We start from the raw sequence: 22,073 nt of genomic DNA, 5'->3' as shown, positions 1-22,073 counted from the left end.
AAGAGATAAATCGTGAGGTGGCGCGCACATGGAGGTGCGCGCCAGCAAAATTAGTGCAGGATTTTCGCGAGGAAGTCTTTGGCACGGTCTGATTTTGGATTAGCGAAGAACTCTTCTTTCGGTGAGTCTTCAACAATCTTCCCTTCATCCATGAAGATCACCCGGTTCGCCACTTTACGCGCAAAGCCCATTTCGTGGGTAACCACCATCATGGTCATCCCTTCATTGGCCAGTTCAACCATGACGTCCAGTACTTCGTTGATCATTTCTGGGTCGAGTGCTGATGTCGGTTCGTCAAACAGCATAGCGATAGGATCCATGCACAGCGCCCGGGCGATGGCGACACGCTGTTGCTGGCCCCCGGAGAGCTGAGCAGGAAACTTCTCGGCATGCGCTGACAGACCAACGCGTTCCAGTAACTTTTGTGCTTTATCGCGGGCCGGCTTTTTATCTCGTTTAAGCACTTTTACCTGCGCCAGAGTCAGGTTCTCAATAATCGACAGATGCGGGAACAGTTCAAAGTGCTGGAACACCATGCCAACGCGGGAGCGCAGTTTGGCCAGATCGGTCTTTTTATCATTCACCACGGTACCATCAACGGTGATGACGCCCTGTTGTACCGGCTCCAGCCCGTTCACCGTTTTGATAAGCGTTGATTTACCTGAACCTGACGGGCCGCAGACCACCACCACTTCACCTTTTTTCACTTCCGTGGAGCAGTCGGTCAGCACCTGAAAGTGACCATACCATTTAGAAACATTTTTCAGGGTAATCATTAAACTGTCCTTTTCTTCAAATAGCTGACCAACAACGATGCGCTCAGACTGAATACAAAATAAACGGCGCCAGCAAACAGGATCATTTCAACCTGCGTGCCGTCACGCTCACCAATGGTGGAGGCGGTACGGAAGAAGTCTGCCAGACTCAATACATAGACCAGCGAGGTATCCTGGAAGAGTACGATGCCCTGGGTAAGCAGCAGCGGCACCATCGCGCGAAATGCCTGCGGCAGAATGATGAGCTTCATCGACTGCCAATGGGTCATCCCCAGCGCCAGCGCGGCACTGGACTGCCCGCGAGAAATACTCTGGATACCGGCGCGGATAATCTCGGAATAGTACGCGGCTTCAAACATCGAAAATGCGACCATCGCTGAGATCAGGCGAATATCGGTTTTTGGCGACAGACCCAGCACGTTTTGCAGGAAGCCGGGCACAATCAGGTAGAACCACAGCAGCACCATCACCAGCGGAATGGAGCGGAATACGTTGACGTAGCCCTTCGCAAACCAGGCAATTGGCGCGAAGCTGGACAGACGCATTACCGCAAGGATGGTCCCCCAGACGATACCAATGACGACTGCCGTGACGGTGATTTTCAGCGTGATGATCAGCCCATCCAGCAGATACGGCAGGGAAGGGACGATAGAACTCCAGTCAAATTCGTACATTATTTGCCTCCCAAATTGCCAGGCAGGCGGATTTTGCGTTCGACGAGATTCATCACCAGCATGATGACGGCGTTAATCAGTACGTAGGCCAGAGTGATGGCCGTAAACGATTCCCATGCGTGGGCGGAGTAATCCAGTAGTTTACCCGCTTGCGCAGCCATATCGACCAAGCCGATAGTGGAGGCGATCGCGGAGTTCTTTACCAGGTTCATCATCTCCGAGGTCATTGGCGGAACAATCACGCGGTAAGCGTTTGGCAGCAGAACATAGCGGTAGGCCTGCGGCAACGTCAGCCCCATCGCCAGCGCGGCATTTTTCTGCCCGCGAGGCAGAGACTGAATAGCGGCACGAACCTGTTCGCAGACGCGCGCAGCGGTAAACAGCCCCAGACAAAGCATGGATGAGAGGAAGAACTGAATGTTGGGATCCAGTTCTGACTTAAACCACATCCCGATGTTTTCCGGCAGCAGTTCAGGAATGACCAGATACCAGGTAAAAAACTGGACAATGAGCGGAACGTTACGAAACAGCTCGACGTACAGCGTTCCGATCCCGGAAAGGAAACGATTTGGTACGGTACGTAAGATGCCGAATAAAGAGCCGATGAGGAAAGCGATAACCCAGGCGGTGATAGATAACGCGACAGTGACCTGGAAACCACTCCAGAGCCAGCCGAGATAGGTGGTGTTGCCGAACGGGGCTTGTTGTAAAAAAATACCCCAGTTCCAGTCTATAGACATAAATCTACTCCAGAAAAAAAAGGGTAGCAGCGCTACCCCCGAAGATTGTTATTCAGCGTTTTGCGGTTTTCAGGCCTGATGGGGAACGACCATCAGGCTTATAGTCTGTCCGTGCTGAGTAGCAATCGAGAGGGAGGGGAAGCCTCCCTGATTACACTTCATCCTTCAAGATATCTCGTTGTTGGCTGCCTTTATTCATCCCGGTTACTTACTCATGTAAGCGCCCGGGAATTCGCTCAGTTGCCGCCTCGATATAACGTGAAAGGTTTTGTGTACTCTTCTAATTAATTAGTTAAGCGCTTTATCATTCGGTTCTTTGAACAGGGCTTTCATCTCGTCTGACAGTTCGAAATTCATGTTCAGGTTCTTCGGTGGAATTGGATTTTTAAACCACTTATCAAACCATTTCTCAGCTTCGCCTGAGGTCTGCGCCTTGGCGATAGTGTCATCCATCAGCTTTTTGAACTGAGGGTCATCTTTACGCAGCATGCAGCCGTAAGCTTCCTGAGACTGTGGCTTGCCGACGATCTCCCAGTTGTCTGGTTTCTTCGCCTTCGCGCGCTCGCCAGCCAGCAGGGCGTCATCCATCATAAAGGCAACGGCGCGGCCGCTTTCCAGAGTACGGAAAGAGTCACCGTGGTCTTTCGCGCTGATGATGCGCATATCCATTTTTTGTTCTTCATTCAGCTTGTGCAGCAGCACCTCTGAGGTGGTACCCGAAGTCACGACTACGGCTTTACCTTTCAGATCGGCGAAATCTTTGACGTCACCGCCTTTTTTCGCCAGCAGACGAGTACCAACAACGAAAATGGTGTCAGAGAAAGCCGCTTGTTTTTGGCGCTCGACGTTGTTGGTGGTGGAGCCACATTCAAAGTCGAAGGTGCCGTTTTGCAGCAGCGGGATACGGTTTTGTGAAGTAATCGGGATCAGTTTCACCTGCAGGTCAGGCTTGTTCAGCTTTTTCTTCACGGCTTCAACGATCGCGTTGGAGTAATCCTGTGAATAACCGACTACTTTTTGTTGATTATCGTAGTAAGAAAACGGTACCGATGATTCACGGTGGCCGACCACAATCACGCCGTTTTTGGCGATCTTGTCCAGCGTGCTGCCTGCCGCTGGTGCTGCGTCTTCTGCGTGCGCCAGACCGGCGGACATTCCCATGACCAGCATGGCAGTGGCGAGCTTACGTAATTGCATATCCAACTCCTTTATCGTCTGCGCCAGGGACGCATTGATACCCATTGTGATGTTGTTATTGTTTGCTACTAAAACGTGCAGTCTTGTATATGTTTGTTAACATTTAGTTTGGATGAATGTAAAGAATTTGCTGTTTTATTGTTTATTTTTGCGAGGTGCGCCGCACCATTTGGGGGCAAAAATATCTTGTTGCACTTTTCAGGTGCTACCGGCGCTCAACGTTGGTGCGACCAGGTTGCACATTCAGCCAAAACTGCATTTGTCTTGTAGAACAAAGCAATAGACGTGCCAGAATGGGGAGCGGGAAATGTTTTGTGGGCCGGATAAGCGAAACGTTATCCGGCCGGGAAAGGAAGGTTACTTACGACGCTGGCGCAGGCTCATTACCACCGCACCAAAGCCAAACAGCGCGGTAAGCAGCCAGAGCGGCCAGTTACCGGTACGGGCATAAGGGGTTAAGCCCGTCGTTGGCGTCACGCTGGTGGTCAGGACCTGGCGGGTAAACTGCGGGATCATCGCCTGAATCTCACCCTGTGGACCAATCACCGCCGTAATACCGTTGTTGGTGCTACGCAGCAGAGGGCGCGCCAGCTCGAGGGAACGCATACGCGCCATCTGGAAGTGCTGCCACGGGCCGATGGATTTACCAAACCAGGCATCGTTGGAAATCGTCAGCAGGTAGTCCGTATCCGGGCGGAAATTATCCCGTACCTGTTCGCCAAGAATGATTTCATAGCAGATGGCAGCCGTCAGCTTAAAGCCGTGCGCATGCAGCTGTGGCTGCACATAAGGCCCACGGCTGAAAGACGACATTGGCAGGTCAAAGAACGGCGCTAACGGGCGCAGGATCGATTCCAGCGGGACGAACTCGCCAAACGGTACCAGATGGTTTTTGTTGTAGCGGTTGCTGGAGTCGTAACTGTACGGGCTGTCTTTACCCAGCGTGATGATGGTGTTGTAGGTGTCGTAACGATTCTGCTTGTTCAGACGTGCGTCAACGATACCGGTAATCAGCGTGCTGTTTTTCGATCTCAGCAGGTCATCCATCATGCCCAGAAAACGCTGCTGATTAATTTCCAGGTCCGGAATAGCGGATTCTGGCCAGATGATCAGCTGTGATTTGCCCATCTCAGGCTGGGTGGCGTCGAGATAAATCTTCAGGGTGTTGAGTAACTGACCTTCATCCCATTTGAGCGACTGCGGAATGTCACCTTGCACCATCGAGACCTGAGTGGTTTTTTCCGGCTCAAGCGTGTACCACTGGATATAGCGCAGCGGAAAGGGCAGAGCAAAGAGCACTAGCGCGGCAATCAGCGGCTTCCAGTTACGCGTCACCAGCGCCAGCGCCAGCAGGCCGCTAACCACCATCAGCAGGAAGTTAATCGCCTCAACGCCCATTACCGGAGCCAGCCCTTTTAACGGACCGTCGATCTGACTGTAGCCGAACTGTAGCCACGGGAAGCCGGTCAGTACCCAGCCGCGCAGGAATTCGGTTATTTGCCAGACGACCGGCGCGGCAATCGCCACGCGTATCCAGGTGGTTTTCGGCCACAGACGCGCCAACACGCCGGCAAACAGGCCGGTGTAGAGGGAAAGGTATGCGGCAAGCAGAACCACGAGGAACACATTAATGGGGCCCGGCATACCGCCAAACTGCGCGATGCTGACGTAAACCCAGTTGATGCCGGAGCCAAACAGCCCCAATCCCCAAAAGTAGCCGATTGCGGCAGACTGGAGCGGGCGGCGATTGAAGGTAAGAGCCTGCAGGCCCATCAGCGAAACGATCGCAGCGGGCCAGATGTCATACGGAGAGAAAGCCAGCGTCCCGCAGGCACCGAATAATAACGCCAGCAGCAGGCGAATGCGCTGGCGTTCAATTAATGGGGCAAATGCCATGTAGTCTTAGATCCAGTTTCGGGTTTATTCGTCCAGTTTGGGCTGGGGTGAGTCGTCCGGAATTCTGACATGAACCTGAATAATACGACGGCTGTCGGCCATTGCCACTTTGAACTGGTAACCATCAATGTCGATAGTCTCCCCGCGCGCGGGCAGATGACCAAAGGCCTGCATGACCAGCCCGCCGATGGTATCTACTTCTTCGTCGCTAAAATGGGTACCGAAAGCGTCGTTGAAGTCTTCAATCGGCGCCAGAGCGCGAATGGTCCAGGTGTGGCGACTGAGCTGACGGAAATCGATATCGTCTTCTTCGTCGTACTCATCTTCAATTTCACCCACGATCAGTTCAAGGATGTCCTCAATGGTCACCAGACCTGAGACACCGCCGAATTCGTCGATGACGATAGCCATATGATAACGCTGGGAGCGGAACTCTTTCAGCATGCGGTCAACTCGCTTGCTTTCAGGTACGACAACCGCCTGGCGTAACACTTTCTCCATGCTGAAGGCTTCGGCATCGCTGCGCATAAACGGCAGCAGATCTTTGGCCATCAGAATCCCTTCAATGTGATCTTTGTCTTCGCTGATCACCGGGAAACGCGAGTGGGCAGACTCGATAATGACATCGAGACATTCGTCCAGGGTCTGGTTGCGTTTCAGGGTAATCATCTGAGAGCGAGGGATCATGATGTCGCGCACGCGTTGGTCCGCAATATCCATCACCCCTTCGAGCATATCGCGCGTATCTTCATCGATAAGGTCGTTTTGCCCGGAATCACGGATCAGCTCCAACAGTTCGTCGCGGTTTTTTGGTTCACCGTGGAAAAGTTGGCTCAGTAACAGGGAGAAAAATCCCTTTTTGCTGTTTAAGGTGTCACTACTGTGTGAATTGTCGTCGCTCATGGCGTCGTATGGGTTCTCATGTTAGTTAATACAAAGCTCGTCATGCGTATATTCAGCTGTTGACGGCATGTCTCTTCATCGTACTTCAAACCAGGTAAGCCGGATAAGGCGCAATACCTGATGGCGGCTGCGCCTTATCAGGCTTACAAGATTTCGAAATGCTTATTCTTTCTCGGCAATGTACGGATCCTCATAGCCCAGAGCAAGCATAATCTCTGTTTCTAGGGATTCCATCTCTTCCGCTTCATCGTCTTCGATATGGTCGTAACCGAGTAAATGCAGGCTACCGTGCACCACCATGTGCGCCCAGTGGGCCTCAAGCGGTTTGCCTTGTTCCTGCGCTTCTTTCTCGACTACCTGACGGCAGATGATCAAATCGCCCAGCAGCGGCATTTCAATGCCCGGCGGGGCTTCAAACGGGAAAGAGAGTACGTTGGTTGATTTATCTTTCCCGCGATAGGTCAGGTTCAGCTCGTGGCTTTCCGCGTCATCGACCAGACGAATGGTAACTTCAGACTCTTCCTGAAACTGTGGGATCACCGCATCCAGCCAACCTTGAAACTGACTTTCTGTTGGTAAACCGGATTCGTCTTCACATGCCAGCTGTAAATCGAGAATAACCTGACTCATTTTTGTTCCTGCTCCTGAGCTTCGCGCTTGCGTTCTGCAGCCAGCTCGGCTTTGCGTTTCTGTTCTGCTTCTTCCCAGGCTTCATACGCCGTGACGATACGGGCGACCACCGGGTGGCGAACCACGTCTTCGCTATGGAAGAAATTAAAACTAATTTCGTCGACTTCAGCCAGTACTTCAATGGCATGACGCAGACCGGATTTGGTGCTTCGCGGCAGGTCAATCTGGGTGATATCGCCGGTGATAACCGCTTTAGAGTTAAAGCCGATACGGGTCAGGAACATTTTCATCTGTTCGATGGTGGTGTTCTGGCTCTCATCAAGAATGATGAACGCATCGTTTAACGTACGACCACGCATGTAGGCCAGCGGCGCAACTTCAATGACGTTACGCTCAATCAGCTTTTCGACCTTCTCAAACCCGAGCATTTCGAACAGTGCGTCATACAGCGGTCGTAAGTAGGGATCGACTTTCTGGCTGAGGTCACCCGGCAGGAAGCCGAGTTTTTCGCCCGCTTCCACTGCCGGACGGGTCAGCAGGATTCGACGGATCTCCTGACGCTCAAGCGCATCGACCGCAGCGGCAACCGCAAGATACGTTTTACCCGTACCCGCAGGGCCAACGCCAAAGGTGATGTCGTGGTCGAGGATATTCGCAATGTATTGTGCCTGGTTCGGCGTACGCGGCTTAATTACCCCGCGCTTGGTTTTGATGTTCACCGCTTTGCCAAATTCCGGCACGCTGTCTGCGCTTTGCTCAAGCACTCGCGCTTCTTTAATTGCCAGATGAATTTGTTCAGGCTCAATGTCCTGCGTCTGACCGCGCATTGGGGCAGTATCGACGTACAGGCTACGTAAAATATCTGCCGCCGCGGTGACGCAAATTGGGCGACCGGTCAGCTTAAAGTGGTTATCACGGCGGTTAATTTCGATGCCGAGGCGACGTTCCAGCTGCTTGATGTTGTCATCAAATGGGCCGCAAAGGCTCAACAGGCGGGCATTGTCTGCGGGTTCAAGGGTGATTTCACGAGTGTCTATGTTCAAACTGTTCCTCTTTTGCATGTCTTGCCGGACGCTGAACATTTACCGGCATCTAAGGAAATTATTCACGCCATGGGGGAAAGGCGCAAGCATTGCGATAAATATGGGGATGATGAGGTAGATTACAAGGCCCGCCGGGGCAGCGAGCCCAGAAGAGTAAGCCCGATAAGCGTAGCGCCATCGGGCATTGAAGATTAAGGCTGATAAATACCGACGCCCAGATCGTTTTCTTTGCGGGTACGCGCAATAACCGACTCAGGGGATTCAGCGATGCGCAGACCCATTTCGTCTTCGGTGCGCACCACTTTACCGCGCAGGGAGTTCGTCCAGACATCGGTAATTTCTACATCTACGAACTTACCGACCATTTCCGGGTTGCCTTCAAAGTTCACCACTCGGTTATTTTCGGTACGGCCAGACAGTTCCATGATGCTTTTACGCGATGTGCCTTCAACCAGAATGCGCTGGGTCGTGCCGACCATGCGACGGCTCCAGGCCATGGCTTGCTGGTTAATACGCTCCTGCAGAATATACAGGCGCTGTTTTTTCTCTTCTTCCGGCACGTCGTCAACCATATCGGCGGCAGGGGTGCCAGGACGCGCAGAGAAGATAAAGCTGTAGCTCATGTCAAAATTGACGTCTGCAATCAACTTCATGGTCTGCTCGAAATCCTGCGTGGTTTCGCCTGGGAAGCCAACGATGAAGTCGGAGCTAATCTGGATATCCGGACGCGCTGCACGCAGTTTGCGGATGATCGCTTTATATTCCAGCGCGGTATGGGTGCGTCCCATCAGGTTCAGTACGCGATCTGAACCGCTCTGTACCGGCAGGTGCAGGAAGCTCACCAGTTCTGGCGTGTCACGATACACTTCAATGATATCATCGGTGAATTCGATCGGATGGCTGGTGGTGAAGCGGATACGGTCAATGCCATCGATCGCCGCGACCAGCCGCAGCAGATCGGCAAAAGATCCGATCGTGCCGTCGTAGTTCTCACCGCGCCAGGCGTTCACGTTTTGTCCCAGCAGGTTCACTTCACGCACGCCTTGCGCCGCAAGCTGGGCGATTTCAAACAGGATATCGTCCGCCGGACGGCTCACTTCCTCACCGCGGGTGTATGGCACCACGCAGTAAGTACAATATTTATTACAACCTTCCATGATTGACACGAAAGCGCTTGGACCTTCAGCACGCGGTTCCGGTAGGCGGTCGAATTTTTCGATCTCCGGGAAACTGATATCAACCACCGGGCTACGGGTGGTACTTCCACGCACTTTGTTAATCATTTCCGGCAGACGATGCAGGGTTTGCGGCCCAAAAATAATATCGACATAGTGTGCGCGTTGGCGAATATGGTCGCCTTCCTGAGACGCAACACAGCCACCGACACCGATGATCAGCTTGGGGTTTTTCTCTTTTAACAGCTTCCAGCGGCCCAACTGATGGAAGACTTTTTCCTGAGCCTTCTCACGGATAGAGCAGGTATTCAGCAGCAGCACATCCGCTTCTTCGGCCACGTCGGTCAGTTGATACCCATGGGTGGCATCCAGCAGATCGGCCATCTTCGATGAATCGTATTCGTTCATCTGACAGCCCCAGGTTTTAATATGGAGTTTTTTGGTCATCGACTTGCTCTTGCGAAATTGTGGCTGAAATGCAGGGCGCATAGTGTACTGCTTTGGCGCGGTTGTGACCAGTATGACGGATGTCAGCCTCAAGGGGTAAAAAATCCTGTAAACTTACACAATACATGTAACAGGATAATTGACCATGACAAATCAACCAACGGAAATTGCCATTGTCGGCGGGGGGATGGTCGGCGGCGCGCTGGCGCTAGGACTGGCGCAGCATGGATTTACGGTAACGGTCATTGAGCATGCCGTTCCCGCGCCGTTTGTGGCTGACGGACAGCCTGATGTCAGAATTTCGGCCATCAGCTCCGCCTCCGTGTCGTTACTGAAAGGGCTGGGCGTCTGGGATACGGTTCAGGGGATGCGCAGCCATCCTTACCGTCGTCTGGAAACGTGGGAATGGGAAAATGCCCATGTGATGTTTGATGCCGCCGAGCTTAAGCTGCCCTTGCTGGGCTATATGGTGGAAAACACGGTCCTGCAACAGGCGCTCTGGCAGGCTCTGGACGTTCACCCCAAAGTCACGCTGCGCGTGCCTGCGTCGCTGATCTCTCTGCATCAACATAACGATCGGCATGAGCTTGAGCTGGCTGGTGGCGAAAAAATCAGCGCGAAGCTGGTCATCGGCGCCGATGGCGCAAATTCTCAGGTGCGGAAAATGGCCGGGATTGGTATCCATGCCTGGCAGTATGCGCAGTCCTGTATGTTGATAACCGTGCAGTGCGAGAATTCGCCGGGAGACAGCACCTGGCAGCAATTCACCCCTGACGGTCCGCGCGCATTTTTACCGCTGTTTGATAACTGGGCCTCGCTGGTGTGGTACGACTCACCGGCGCGTATCCGCCAGTTGCAAGGTTTGAATATGTCGCAACTGCAGGCGGAGATCGCCAAACATTTCCCATCGCGACTCGGTAACGTTACGCCTGTGGCAGCGGGGGCATTCCCGCTAACGCGCCGTCACGCGCTGCAATATGTGCAGCCAGGACTGGCGCTGGTGGGGGACGCCGCGCATACCATTCATCCGCTGGCGGGGCAGGGCGTTAATTTGGGGTTCCGTGATGTGGATGCGCTGATTGACGTGCTGGTGAATGCGCGCAGCTACGGTGAGTCCTGGGCAAGTCAGCCGGTGCTGAAGCGCTATCAGAACCGTCGCATGACTGACAATTTCATCATGCAAAGCGGCATGGATCTGTTCTACGCAGGATTTAGCAACAACCTGCAGCCGCTGCGTATCATGCGTAATCTTGGGCTAATGGCCGCAGAGCGCGCCGGTATGTTGAAACGCCAGGCACTCAAGTACGCGTTAGGATTGTAATTCAGACAGGCCTACAGAGAACGTTGTAGGCCTGGTAAGCGTAGTGCCATCAGATAATAAATGCAGAAAAGCAAAAAGCTCGCCGAAGCGAGCTTTTTTAATATGGCTGGGGTACGAGGATTCGAACCTCGGAATGCTGGTATCAGAAACCAGAGCCTTACCGCTTGGCGATACCCCAACGGGTGCATCCACAGAATGGACGGCTTTTTGAAATTGGCTGGGGTACGAGGATTCGAACCTCGGAATGCTGGTATCAGAAACCAGAGCCTTACCGCTTGGCGATACCCCAACAATTTTTTGGATTTACCGAACGAGTCGATACGTCCTTAATATGGTGGCTACGACGGGATTCGAACCTGTGACCCCATCATTATGAGTGATGTGCTCTAACCAGCTGAGCTACGTAGCCAGATACTATCATATTCTTCGATGGCTGGGGTACCTGGATTCGAACCAGGGAATGCCGGTATCAAAAACCGGTGCCTTACCGCTTGGCGATACCCCAATGACCGTTGCGGTGAACCGCTACATCGAAGAAAAAATGGCTGGGGTACCTGGATTCGAACCAGGGAATGCCGGTATCAAAAACCGGTGCCTTACCGCTTGGCGATACCCCATCCGTGCAACGCTTACGGGTGAATGGTGCGGGAGGCGAGACTTGAACTCGCACACCTTGCGGCGCCAGAACCTAAATCTGGTGCGTCTACCAATTTCGCCACTCCCGCAAAAAAGATGGTGGCTACGACGGGATTCGAACCTGTGACCCCATCATTATGAGTGATGTGCTCTAACCAGCTGAGCTACGTAGCCATCTTTTTTTCGCGTAACCTTATCGGCGTTGCGGGGCGCATTATGCGTATTGAGCCTTGAAGCGTCAACCCCTTTTTCATTGAAAATAGCTGGAATGTGACTGTTTGGTTAGGTTGCGAACAGCATGACGCAATATTCGGCAATTATTAGTTATTAATTGTTTTTTTGCACAGAAAACAGACATAAAAAAGAGCCCCGCAGGGCCCTTTTCTAAGGATTAACTTATTTATAAGCGGACTGATGTACGCCAACCGCACGACCAGAAGGATCGTTCATGGTTTTAAACGCCTCATCCCATTCGATTGCTTTGGCAGAAGAACAGGCAACAGACGGCCCGCCAGGTACACATTCCGCAGCGCTCGCAACCGGGAACAGCTCTTCGAAAATCTCACGGTACAAATACGCTTCTTTAGAAGATGGCGTGTTGTAAGGGAAACGGAAGCTGGCGGTTTCCAGTTGTTGGTCAGAAACTTGCTCAGCGGCCACCTCTTTCAGGGTATCAATCCAGCTGTAACCGACACCATCGGAGAACTGCTCTTTCTGACGCCATGCAACGCTTGCTGGCAGGTAGGATTCAAAACATTCACGCAGAACATGTTTTTCCATTTTGCCGTTGCCGCACATTTTGTCCTGCGGGTTGATGCGCATCGCCACATCAAGGAATTTCTTATCCAGGAAGGGCACGCGAGCTTCCACTCCCCAGGCCGACATAGCTTTGTTGGCACGGGCACAGTCGAACATATGCAGCGCCTGCAGCTTACGCACGGTCTCTTCGTGCAGCTCTTTTGCATCCGGTGCTTTGTGGAAATAGAGATAGCCGCCAAATACTTCGTCAGAACCTTCGCCCGACAGCACCATTTTAATGCCCATCGCTTTAATTTTACGCGACATTAAGTACATCGGGGTCGAGGCGCGAATCGTCGTAACATCGTAAGTTTCGATGTGATAAATCACGTCGCGGATAGCATCCAAACCTTCCTGCACGGTGAAGTGGATCTCATGGTGTACAGTACCCAGATGGTTCGCCACCTCTTGCGCGGCTTTCAGGTCAGGGGCGCCTTCCAGGCCTACGGCGAAGGAGTGCAACTGCGGCCACCAGGCTTCGCTACGCTCCTGATCTTCAACACGACGCGCGGCGTATTTTTTGGTGATTGCGGAAATGACTGATGAATCCAGACCGCCGGACAGCAATACACCATAAGGAACATCTGACATCAGGTGGCTTTTCACTGCATCTTCCAGTGCCTGACGCAACTCGTTTTTATCGGTAACGTTGTCTTTTACCGTATCGTATTCAAACCAGTCGCGCTGGTAGTACTGACGAATTTCGCCGTCTTTGCTCCATAAATAGCTACCGGCCGGGAATTCTTTGATCGTACGACACACGGGAACCAGGGCTTTCATTTCAGACGCAACGTAGAAGTTACCGTGCTCGTCGTAACCCATATACAGCGGGATGATCCCGATATGATCGCGACCGATCAGATAAGCGTCCTGCTCGCTGTCGTACAGAGCAAAAGCAAACATGCCTTGCAGGTCATCCAGAAACTCTGGGCCTTTTTCCTGATACAGCGCAAGGATAACTTCGCAGTCGGAACCGGTCTGGAACTGATAGCGATCGCCGTATTCAGCGCGCAGCGCCTGATGGTTATAAATTTCACCGTTAACCGCCAGGATATGCGTTTTCTTCACGTTGTACAGCGGCTGAGCACCGGCGTTGACGTCGACGATGGACAGACGTTCGTGCGCCAGAATGGCGTTATCACTGGCGTAAATACCCGACCAGTCCGGGCCGCGATGGCGCATCAGACGAGACAATTCCAGGGCTTTTTTACGCAGTTCAACTGCGTCAGTTTTAATATCGAATACGCCAAAAATAGAACACATAACCTTCTCCGTTAACCTGTTGCGTGATGCTTTTTATGTTTGCTTGATAAAGAAAATGCCGCAAAGCTGGAGAGGGCGCAAGTGAATTACGGGTCAGAAAATAAAAAACGCAATGGTCATTGTGGATTGGTGAAAAAAGATTACGGAATAGACGGGTTTATTAATGAATCGATAATTTTATGGCGGTTTTATTAAATGGAAGGATTTCTTCTGGCCGGATATGACGCGGGGGCGTCTTATCCGGCTTACGCATCAAATCACATCAATTTCCGCAACGGACGGGTAAATCCAGCTTGGTCTGAACGGCATGCTGTCAATGTCGTCGAGCGTCGAAACGCCAGACAATACCAGGATGGTTTCGAGACCCGCCTGGAAGCCCGCCAGAATATCGGTACGCAGGTTGTCGCCCACAATAACGGTCTCTTCCGAATGCGCCTGCATTTTGTTGAGCGCCGCGCGAATAATCCACGGGCTGGGTTTGCCCACATAAAATGGCTTACGGCCAGAGATTTTTTCGATACCGGCGCACAGCGCACCGCAGGCAGGATAAAAACCGCGTCCGTGAGTATCCGGGTTTGTGGCGATGAAACGCGCACCGTTGGCCACAAAATATGCCGCTTTATGCATCATGTCCCAGTTATAGGATCGCGTCTCGCCAACAATCACAAAATCGGGGTTCACGTCAGTAATAGTAAACCCGGCTTTATACAGCTCGTGAATTAACGCACCTTCACCTACCACGTAGGCCTTTTTCCCTTCCTGGCGGCGAAGAAAATCAGCGGTAGCCATGGCGGAAGTATAAAAGACGCTATCAGGGACATTCACACCCGCGGTGGCGAAGCGGTTTGCCAAATCCTGCCCGGTCTGTGAAGGATAGTTAGTCAGCAAAACTAACGGCAGGCCTTTTTCCAGGATCCCAGTCAGAAATTCTGCCGCACCCGGTACGGCAACATTGTCGTGCATCAGCACGCCGTCGATATCACAAATTACATTCTTAATGGCCATGGACAATCCGACATCAAAAAAAGAAGGCATTACTATACACAAAATACACTAAATCATTCGAGTTGCATCAAGGCGGCACAAGTCTGAGAACCCCGGGAGCTTACTGAAGTAAGTGACTAGGGTGAGCAGATGCAGCTAACGCAGAGGCAGCTTGGTATTAGCTTTCCAGCAAACGTTGCAGCAATGTACCGTTGAGCATCGCACGCTTCACCAGCGCAAAGGCGCCAATGGCTGAACGGTGATCCAGTGTGGAACGAACCACCGGTAAATTGTGGCGAAACGCTTTCAACGCCTGCGTGTTGATACAGCTTTCTATAGCAGGCAGCAGCACTTTATCAGCCTCGGTAATTTCGCCCGCAATGACGATTTTTTGTGGGTTAAACAGGTTGATGGCGATGGCGATGGTTTTACCCAGGTGACGACCAACGTGCTCAATGACTTCTGATGCCAGGTTATCGCCTTTATTAGCCGCCTTACAGATGGCTTTAATGCCGCAATCATCCAGCGTGAGTCGGCTTGGATAACCCTGTTTCAATAAGTTCTGCACGCGGTGTTCAATAGAGGCATTGGCGGCAATTGTTTCCAGACAGCCGAAATTACCGCAGTGACAACGTTCACCCAGCGGCTCTACCTGAATATGGCCAATCTCACCCACGTTGCCATTGCGACCAATAAAAATTCGGCCATTGGAGATGATTCCCGCCCCGGTTCCGCGGTGAACACGCACCAAAATGGAGTCTTCGCAATCCTGGCTTGCCCCGAAATAGTGCTCGGCCAGCGCCAGACTGCGAATATCGTGACCGACAAAGCAGGTGACCTTAAAGCGTTTTTCGAGTGCTTCGACCAGCCCCCAGTTTTCGACCTGAATGTGCGGCATATAGCGGATGACGCCGCTTTCAGGATCAACAAGGCCTGGCAGAATGACGGAAATCGCAACCAGCTCGCGGATTTTCCGCTGGCAGTTCTCAATAAAGGTGGCAATGGTGTTGAGCAGCGCATACTCCAGCGTTTCCTGGGTGCGCTCCGGGAGAGGATAATGCTCTTCAGCGACCACTTTACTGCTCATATCATAGAGCGTGAGCGTAGTATCGTGGCGGCCCAGGCGTACGCCAATCGCGTGGAAATTGCGGGTTTCGGTGACGATAGAGATAGCGCGGCGGCCCCCGGTAGAGGCCTGCTGATCGACTTCTTTGATCAGCCCGCGTTCAATCAATTGACGCGTAATTTTCGTTACGCTGGCGGGGGCAAGCTGGCTTTGCTCGGCAATTTGAATTCGCGAGATTGGCCCATGCTGGTCAATCAGGCGATAAACCGCCGCGCTGTTAAGCTGTTTTACGAGATCAACATTACCTATTTGAGCTTGTCCGCCTGGTGTCATTCTTTCTCTTACTCAGTAACGACCTCGTTGCCATTAACGATGGTCTTGATAATTTTAAAGTCGTGCGTGAACGCAGTCAGGTTGGCTACTTTGCCTGGCGCGATGCTGCCGAGTTGTTTGTCGACGCCAATGGCGCGAGCAGGGTAGAGCGTTGCCATACGTAAGACTTCGTCGAGAGCGATATTCGCATGTTCGACCAGATTGCGTACGCCTTCAATCATGGTTAATGATGAGCCGCTCAGTGTACCGTTCTCATCAACGCACAATCCATTACGGTAGTATATTGTTTTACCAGCGAAAATGAACTGTTCAATGTTTGCACCTGCTGGTGCGGTTGCGTCGGTGACCAGGCACAGCTTGTCGCCTTTCAGGCGTTTGGCATTACGAATGTTAACGTAATCAACGTGGAGGCCATCGGCGATGATACCGCAGTAGATATCGGCTTCATCAAGAATAGCGCCCGCCAGACCAGGTTCGCGACCGGTAATGTAAGGCATCGCGTTGAACAGATGTGTCGCAAAGGTGATGCCTGCGCGGAACCCGATTTTTGCTTCTTTTACCGTTGCATTTGAGTGACCCGCAGAAACCACAATACCCGCATTCACCAGTTTGGTAATGACCTCTACCGGGACCATTTCTGGTGCCAGCGTTACTTTGGTGATCACATCGGCATTATTGCACAGGAAATCAACCAGCGCAGCGTCCGGTTGACGGACAAATCCCGGATTATGGGTGCCTTTTTTCACCAGATTCAGCCACGGACCTTCCAGATGAAGCCCTAGTGCCTGATTCGGGTGTTTCGCCAGGTATTCACGCATGACGCGAACGCCTTGTTTCATCAGGTCATCGCTGGTGGTGATAAGCGTTGGCAGGTAGCTGGTGCAGCCAGATTTTTCATTGGCTTTCTGCATGATTTCCAGCGTTTCAACGGTCACGGCTTCTGCCGTATCGTTAAATTGTACGCCGCCGCAGCCGTTTAGCTGTACATCGATAAAACCGGGGGAAACAATGGCCCCATTCAGTGAGCGCTGTTCAATTCCTGACGGTAACTCAGCCAGTGGGCAAACGCTGTCAATCAGGCCATTGGCGACAACAATCGCATGGTCATCAAGAATTTCGTGACCGGTAAAAATCCGGCCCTGGGTTAAAGCATACATTCCGACCCCCGATTTCAAAAAATGCCGCCCTGCAACTTATCGACAGGGCGGAGACATCAATTACAGACCTTTAATATTTTCCGCTTCTAACTCGTTAAAGTATTTCAGCGTCTTCACTTTCAGTTCCATGGTGGAAGGCTCATCGCAGACCACAACGGCTTTCGGATGCAACTGCAGACAGCTGATGGTCCACATATGGTTAACGTTGCCTTCAACGGCGGCTTGCAGCGCCTGCGCTTTCTGGTGGCCCAGTACCAGGATCATCACTTCTTCGGCATCCAGCAGGGTGCCCACGCCAACGGTCAGCGCATATTTAGGCACCTGGCTTACGTCGCCGTCAAAGAAGCGTGAGTTCGCAACACGCGTGTCGTGAGTCAGCGTTTTGATGCGGGTACGGGAAGCCAAAGAAGAGGCTGGTTCGTTGAACGCGATGTGACCATCGTTGCCTACGCCGCCCATAAACAGGTGGATTTTACCGTAAGAACGGATTTTTTCTTCATACTGACGGCATTCTGCATCAATATCCGGTGCGTTACCATTGAGGAGGTTGATGTTTTCTGCTGGAATATCAACGTGATCAAAGAAGTTGCGATGCATGAAGCTATGGTAGCTTTCCGGATGCTCTTTCGGCAGGCCAACATATTCGTCCATATTGAACGTCACAACATGCTTGAAGCTTACCTGGCCCGCTTTGTGCATTTCAACCAATGCTTTGTAGGCTGTCAGCGGAGTACCGCCAGTCGGCAGGCCCAAAACGAACGGACGATCAGCCGTTGGTTTGAACGCGTTAATACGGTTAACGATATGGCGAGCAGCCCATTTGCCGACTTGTTCAGCGGTATTCAGGGGGATCAGTCTCATTCTTCACCTCAAAAGTAAATGTAAGCAATTGGCGGATTGAGTCTCTGTGCAGTATTAAGCGTAACCTGGTTTTGCATCGGTAAGGATCAATCCGTTTCGATTTTTTGAATGATAAAATAAGTTTTCGTAGTTAGCCAGTGGAAGGGAGGGTTAATAACGATATTTGGTGACTGGAATCACAAAAAACACGCGTTTAATTTGCGATACGAATTAAATTTTCACACACTCTGAATGTAGATGAATGGTTAATATTGTTGTTCCAGAATCTTGCTGTCAGGAATGGTCGCACAATAAAAATATGGCTTCAAAGAAGCCTAATCGGGGTCTCGTAGGGGGAATAAAATGAATATTTTAGGTTTTTTCCAGCGGCTGGGTAGGGCGTTACAGCTCCCCATCGCTGTGCTGCCAGTCGCGGCACTGCTGCTGCGATTCGGCCAACCAGATTTACTTAACGTACCCTTCATCGCGCAAGCGGGTGGGGCCATCTTTGATAACCTGGCGTTAATTTTCGCTATCGGTGTGGCTTCCAGCTGGTCAAAAGACAGCGCGGGTGCTGCAGCGCTGGCGGGTGCGGTCGGTTATTTCATATTGACCAAAGCAATGGTTACCATTAACCCGGCCATCAATATGGGCGTGCTGGCAGGTATCATCACTGGTCTGGTCGGCGGTGCGGTATATAACCGTTGGTCTGGTATCAAACTACCTGACTTCCTGAGCTTCTTTGGCGGCAAACGCTTCGTGCCGATCGCCACTGGCTTCTTCTGTCTGGTGCTGGCTGCTATCTTCGGCTACGTGTGGCCGCCGGTGCAGAACGCCATCCATGCGGGAGGTGAGTGGATCGTGGGCGCTGGCGCGCTGGGTTCCGGTATCTTTGGTTTCATCAACCGTCTGCTGATCCCAACCGGTCTGCATCAGGTGCTGAACACTATCGCCTGGTTCCAGATTGGTGAATTCACTAACGCTGCAGGTACCGTATTCCACGGTGACATCAACCGCTTCTACGCGGGTGACGGCACTGCGGGTATGTTTATGTCTGGCTTCTTCCCGATCATGATGTTTGGTCTGCCGGGTGCGGCGCTGGCAATGTACTTCGCCGCTCCGAAAGCACGTCGTCCGATGGTTGGCGGTATGCTGCTGTCCGTTGCGATCACCGCGTTCCTGACCGGTGTTACCGAGCCGCTGGAATTCCTGTTCATGTTCCTGGCGCCATTGCTGTACCTCCTGCACGCACTGTTAACGGGTATCAGCCTGTTCGTTGCAACACTGCTGGGGATCCACGCGGGCTTCTCCTTCTCCGCAGGGGCTATCGACTACGTGTTGATGTACAACCTGCCGGCGGCAAGTCAGAACGTCTGGATGCTGGTCGTGATGGGCCTGGTGTTCTTCGTCATTTACTTTGTGTTGTTCAGCGCGGTTATTCGTATGTTTAACCTGAAAACGCCGGGCCGTGAAGATAAAGAAGACGATATCGTTACTGAAGAAGCGAACAGCAACACTGAAGAAGGTCTGGCTCAACTGGCAACCAACTACATTGCAGCAGTTGGCGGTACCGATAACCTGAAAGCGATTGATGCCTGTATCACTCGTCTGCGTCTGACCGTTGCCGACTCCGGTCGCGTAAATGATGCGATGTGTAAACGTTTAGGCGCATCTGGAGTGGTTAAGCTGAACAAGCAAACTATCCAGGTCATCGTGGGTGCGAAGGCCGAATCTATCGGCGACGAAATGAAGAAAGTTGTTGCGCGTGGCCCGGTGGCTGCAGCGTCTGGTGAAAGTGCGCCAGCAGCAGCGGCTCCGGTTGCTAAACCGCAAGCTGTAGCGAACGCAGTAACCGTTGAAACTTTAGTTTCTCCGATTACCGGTGACGTGGTTGCGCTGGAGCAGGTGCCTGATGAAGCCTTCGCCAGCAAAGCTGTAGGCGACGGCGTGGCGGTGAAGCCAACGGATAAAATCGTGGTTGCTCCGGCTGCCGGCACCATCGTGAAAATCTTCAACACTAACCATGCGTTCTGTCTGGAAACCGTTAAAGGCGCGGAAATCGTGGTCCACATGGGTATCGATACAGTAGCGCTGGAAGGTAAAGGCTTTAAGCGTCTGGTTGAAGAAGGTGCGGAAGTGACTGCAGGTCAACCGATTCTGGAAATGGATCTGGAGTTCCTGAACGCCAACGCACGTTCCATGATTAGCCCGGTTGTGTGCAGCAACAGCGATGATTTCGGTGCTCTGGTCATTAAAGCCGAAGGTCATGTGGTTGCTGGTCAAACACCACTGTATGAGATTAAAGGTAAATAACTGCTCCTGAGTAAAGTGAGTTAAGTGCCTTAAGCGGCGGGGGATATTCCTCCGCCGCTTTTTTTTGCAGCAAATACCCTCATATATCCTGTTGAAACACCTTTTTTGTGCAACTAATAGTTGTCTCCTGACGTCGCTTATAAGATCATGTTCCGTTATACGTTGTTTACGCTTTGAGGAATCCACGATGAGTGAGGCTGAAGCCCGCCCGAGTAACTTTATTCGTCAGATCATCGATGAAGATCTGGCCAGTGGTAAGCACACCACTATCCATACACGTTTTCCGCCGGAGCCAAATGGCTATCTGCACATTGGCCACGCGAAATCCATTTGTCTGAACTTTGGCATTGCGCAAGATTACCAGGGCCAGTGCAACCTGCGTTTTGATGATACGAACCCGGTTAAAGAAGATATCGAGTACGTTGAGTCGATTAAAAACGACGTTGAATGGTTAGGTTTCCACTGGACTGGCGATATTCGCTACTCTTCGGATTACTTCGATCAGCTTCACGCCTATGCGGTAGAGCTTATTAATAAAGGCCTGGCGTACGTTGATGAACTGTCAGCGGAGGAGATCCGCGAATACCGCGGCACTCTGACGCAGCCAGGTAAAAACAGCCCGTTCCGCGATCGTAGCGTCGAAGAGAACCTGGCACTGTTCGAAAAAATGCGTACTGGTGGTTTTGAAGAAGGTAAAGCCTGCCTGCGCGCGAAAATCGATATGGCTTCGCCGTTTATCGTGATGCGTGATCCGGTGCTGTACCGTATTAAGTTCGCCGAACACCACCAGACCGGCAACAAGTGGTGCATCTACCCGATGTACGATTTTACCCACTGCATCAGCGATGCGCTGGAAGGCATTACGCATTCACTGTGTACGCTGGAGTTCCAGGATAACCGTCGTTTGTACGACTGGGTGCTGGACAACATCACCATTCCGGTTCACCCGCGCCAGTACGAATTCTCGCGCCTGAATCTGGAATACACCGTGATGTCCAAGCGCAAGCTGAACCTGCTGGTGACCGACAAGCACGTTGAAGGCTGGGACGATCCGCGTATGCCGACGATTTCTGGCCTGCGTCGTCGTGGTTATACTGCTGCCGCTATTCGTGAGTTCTGCAAACGCATTGGCGTGACCAAGCAGGATAACACCATTGAGATCGCTTCTCTGGAGTCCTGCATTCGCGAAGATCTGAACGAAAACGCCCCGCGCGCGATGGCAGTTATCGATCCGGTGAAACTGGTTATCGAAAACTACCCGCAGGGCGAAAGCGAGTTGGTTACCATGCCTAACCATCCGAATAAACCGGAAATGGGCAGCCGTGAAGTGCCGTTTAGCGGTGAAATTTGGATCGATCGCGCCGACTTCCGCGAAGAAGCGAACAAGCAGTACAAGCGTCTGGTGATGGGCAAAGAAGTACGTCTGCGTAATGCTTACGTGATCAAGGCTGAACGTGTAGAGAAAGATGCAGAAGGGAATATCACCACCATTTTCTGCACCTACGATGCCGACACCCTGAGCAAAGATCCGGCTGATGGTCGTAAAGTAAAAGGTGTTATTCACTGGGTGAGCGCGTCCCATGCGCTGCCGATTGAAATCCGTTTGTACGATCGTCTGTTTAGCGTGCCAAACCCAGGTGCGGCGGAAGACTTCCTGTCCGTTATCAACCCGGAATCGCTGGTCATTAAGCAGGGCTACGGTGAGCCGTCACTGCAGGCTGCGATTGCAGGTAAAGCGTTCCAGTTTGAGCGTGAAGGCTACTTCTGCCTGGACAGCCGCTATGCAACGGCTGACAAGCTGGTATTTAACCGCACTGTAGGTCTGCGCGATACGTGGGCTAAAGTCGGCGAGTAATTGCTGTCACACTGCCTCAAACGCCG

The 22,073-nt window shown here is 52.1% G+C and carries 17 protein-coding genes and 7 tRNA genes; 3 read left to right on the top strand and 21 right to left on the bottom strand.

Annotated elements, in window-relative coordinates; translation table 11 throughout:
• Positions 1-50: 50 nt before the first annotated feature.
• The 9 genes from gltL to miaB all read right to left on the bottom strand — a co-directional run bounded on the left by gltL (position 51) and on the right by miaB (position 9,481).
• On the bottom strand, positions 51-776 hold the full coding sequence (gene gltL, locus OGV93_RS06305; RefSeq protein ID WP_003022754.1) for a glutamate/aspartate ABC transporter ATP-binding protein GltL: 726 nt from the start codon (positions 774-776) through the stop codon (positions 51-53).
• Positions 776-1,450 (bottom strand): glutamate/aspartate ABC transporter permease GltK, encoded by a 675-nt coding sequence (gene gltK, locus OGV93_RS06300; RefSeq protein WP_003022757.1) that lies wholly within the window; start codon positions 1,448-1,450, stop codon positions 776-778. Before gltK ends, gltL begins: the two co-directional genes overlap by 1 nt.
• Positions 1,450-2,190, bottom strand: coding sequence for a glutamate/aspartate ABC transporter permease GltJ (gene gltJ, locus OGV93_RS06295; protein ID WP_016152241.1), 741 nt, complete (start codon positions 2,188-2,190; stop codon positions 1,450-1,452). Before gltJ ends, gltK begins: the two co-directional genes overlap by 1 nt.
• 288 nt (positions 2,191-2,478) lie before the next feature.
• Complete coding sequence (gene gltI / locus OGV93_RS06290; RefSeq protein WP_016152242.1) at positions 2,479-3,387, bottom strand: glutamate/aspartate ABC transporter substrate-binding protein GltI; 909 nt, start codon at positions 3,385-3,387, stop codon at positions 2,479-2,481.
• Between the two features lie 357 nt (positions 3,388-3,744).
• A complete protein-coding gene (gene lnt / locus OGV93_RS06285) occupies positions 3,745-5,283 on the bottom strand; it encodes an apolipoprotein N-acyltransferase (RefSeq protein ID WP_094760687.1) in 1,539 nt (512 codons plus the stop codon).
• Positions 5,284-5,307: 24 nt separating this feature from the next.
• Positions 5,308-6,186, bottom strand: coding sequence for a CNNM family magnesium/cobalt transport protein CorC (gene corC / locus OGV93_RS06280; protein ID WP_005121418.1), 879 nt, complete (start codon positions 6,184-6,186; stop codon positions 5,308-5,310).
• A gap of 162 nt (positions 6,187-6,348) precedes the next feature.
• Positions 6,349-6,816, bottom strand: coding sequence for an rRNA maturation RNase YbeY (ybeY, locus tag OGV93_RS06275; RefSeq protein WP_003835559.1), 468 nt, complete (start codon positions 6,814-6,816; stop codon positions 6,349-6,351).
• Entirely contained in the window at positions 6,813-7,859 is a 1,047-nt protein-coding gene (locus OGV93_RS06270; RefSeq protein ID WP_019076268.1) for a PhoH family protein, read from the bottom strand. Before OGV93_RS06270 ends, ybeY begins: the two co-directional genes overlap by 4 nt.
• Positions 7,860-8,050: 191 nt before the next feature.
• Positions 8,051-9,481 (bottom strand): tRNA (N6-isopentenyl adenosine(37)-C2)-methylthiotransferase MiaB, encoded by a 1,431-nt coding sequence (gene miaB, locus OGV93_RS06265; protein WP_016152245.1) that lies wholly within the window; start codon positions 9,479-9,481, stop codon positions 8,051-8,053.
• Between the two features lie 145 nt (positions 9,482-9,626).
• On the opposite strand from miaB, the gene ubiF reads away from it, so the two are divergent.
• Positions 9,627-10,802, top strand: a complete 1,176-nt coding sequence (ubiF, locus tag OGV93_RS06260; RefSeq protein WP_016152246.1) for a 3-demethoxyubiquinol 3-hydroxylase — start codon at positions 9,627-9,629, stop codon at positions 10,800-10,802.
• A 103-nt stretch (positions 10,803-10,905) separates the two neighbouring features.
• Here the strand turns inward: ubiF and OGV93_RS06255 are convergent.
• From OGV93_RS06255 to nagB, 12 genes are all read right to left on the bottom strand, one after another.
• A tRNA-Gln gene (locus OGV93_RS06255) sits at positions 10,906-10,980 on the bottom strand.
• 36 nt (positions 10,981-11,016) lie between these two features.
• Positions 11,017-11,091, bottom strand: a tRNA-Gln gene (locus OGV93_RS06250).
• A 43-nt stretch (positions 11,092-11,134) separates the two neighbouring features.
• Positions 11,135-11,211: transfer RNA gene (locus tag OGV93_RS06245), tRNA-Met, on the bottom strand.
• A gap of 21 nt (positions 11,212-11,232) precedes the next feature.
• Positions 11,233-11,307: transfer RNA gene (locus OGV93_RS06240), tRNA-Gln, on the bottom strand.
• Between the two features lie 37 nt (positions 11,308-11,344).
• Positions 11,345-11,419: transfer RNA gene (locus OGV93_RS06235), tRNA-Gln, on the bottom strand.
• Between the two features lie 23 nt (positions 11,420-11,442).
• A tRNA-Leu gene (locus tag OGV93_RS06230) sits at positions 11,443-11,527 on the bottom strand.
• An 8-nt stretch (positions 11,528-11,535) separates the two neighbouring features.
• Positions 11,536-11,612: transfer RNA gene (locus OGV93_RS06225), tRNA-Met, on the bottom strand.
• A 222-nt stretch (positions 11,613-11,834) separates the two neighbouring features.
• The gene (gene asnB / locus OGV93_RS06220; protein WP_287109448.1) at positions 11,835-13,499 is read right to left on the bottom strand and encodes an asparagine synthase B; all 1,665 of its coding nucleotides are present in this window, start codon (positions 13,497-13,499) and stop codon (positions 11,835-11,837) included.
• A 252-nt stretch (positions 13,500-13,751) separates the two neighbouring features.
• A complete protein-coding gene (gene nagD, locus OGV93_RS06215) occupies positions 13,752-14,504 on the bottom strand; it encodes a ribonucleotide monophosphatase NagD (protein ID WP_005121413.1) in 753 nt (250 codons plus the stop codon).
• 157 nt (positions 14,505-14,661) lie between these two features.
• Entirely contained in the window at positions 14,662-15,882 is a 1,221-nt protein-coding gene (gene nagC, locus OGV93_RS06210; RefSeq protein ID WP_016152247.1) for a DNA-binding transcriptional regulator NagC, read from the bottom strand.
• Positions 15,883-15,890: 8 nt separating this feature from the next.
• Positions 15,891-17,039 carry an N-acetylglucosamine-6-phosphate deacetylase gene (nagA, locus tag OGV93_RS06205; protein WP_032931096.1) on the bottom strand — a complete coding sequence of 383 codons (1,149 nt, stop codon included), beginning with the start codon at positions 17,037-17,039 and terminating at the stop codon, positions 15,891-15,893.
• Positions 17,040-17,099: 60 nt separating this feature from the next.
• Entirely contained in the window at positions 17,100-17,900 is an 801-nt protein-coding gene (gene nagB / locus OGV93_RS06200) for a glucosamine-6-phosphate deaminase (protein ID WP_003022803.1), read from the bottom strand.
• A gap of 342 nt (positions 17,901-18,242) precedes the next feature.
• Here nagB and nagE point away from each other — a divergent pair, with 342 nt between their 5' ends.
• Positions 18,243-20,192 carry a PTS N-acetyl glucosamine transporter subunit IIABC gene (gene nagE, locus OGV93_RS06195; protein WP_016152249.1) on the top strand — a complete coding sequence of 650 codons (1,950 nt, stop codon included), beginning with the start codon at positions 18,243-18,245 and terminating at the stop codon, positions 20,190-20,192.
• 187 nt (positions 20,193-20,379) lie between these two features.
• The gene (gene glnS / locus OGV93_RS06190) at positions 20,380-22,047 is read left to right on the top strand and encodes a glutamine--tRNA ligase (protein ID WP_016152250.1); all 1,668 of its coding nucleotides are present in this window, start codon (positions 20,380-20,382) and stop codon (positions 22,045-22,047) included.
• Positions 22,048-22,073 lie beyond the last annotated feature (26 nt).

This window comes from Citrobacter sp. Cb031 (assembly GCF_030336725.1).
In the GTDB taxonomy this organism is placed as follows: domain Bacteria; phylum Pseudomonadota; class Gammaproteobacteria; order Enterobacterales; family Enterobacteriaceae; genus Citrobacter; species Citrobacter braakii.
Note: the sequence above shows the minus strand (reverse complement) of the source record. Positions and strands in the feature narration are given on the sequence as shown.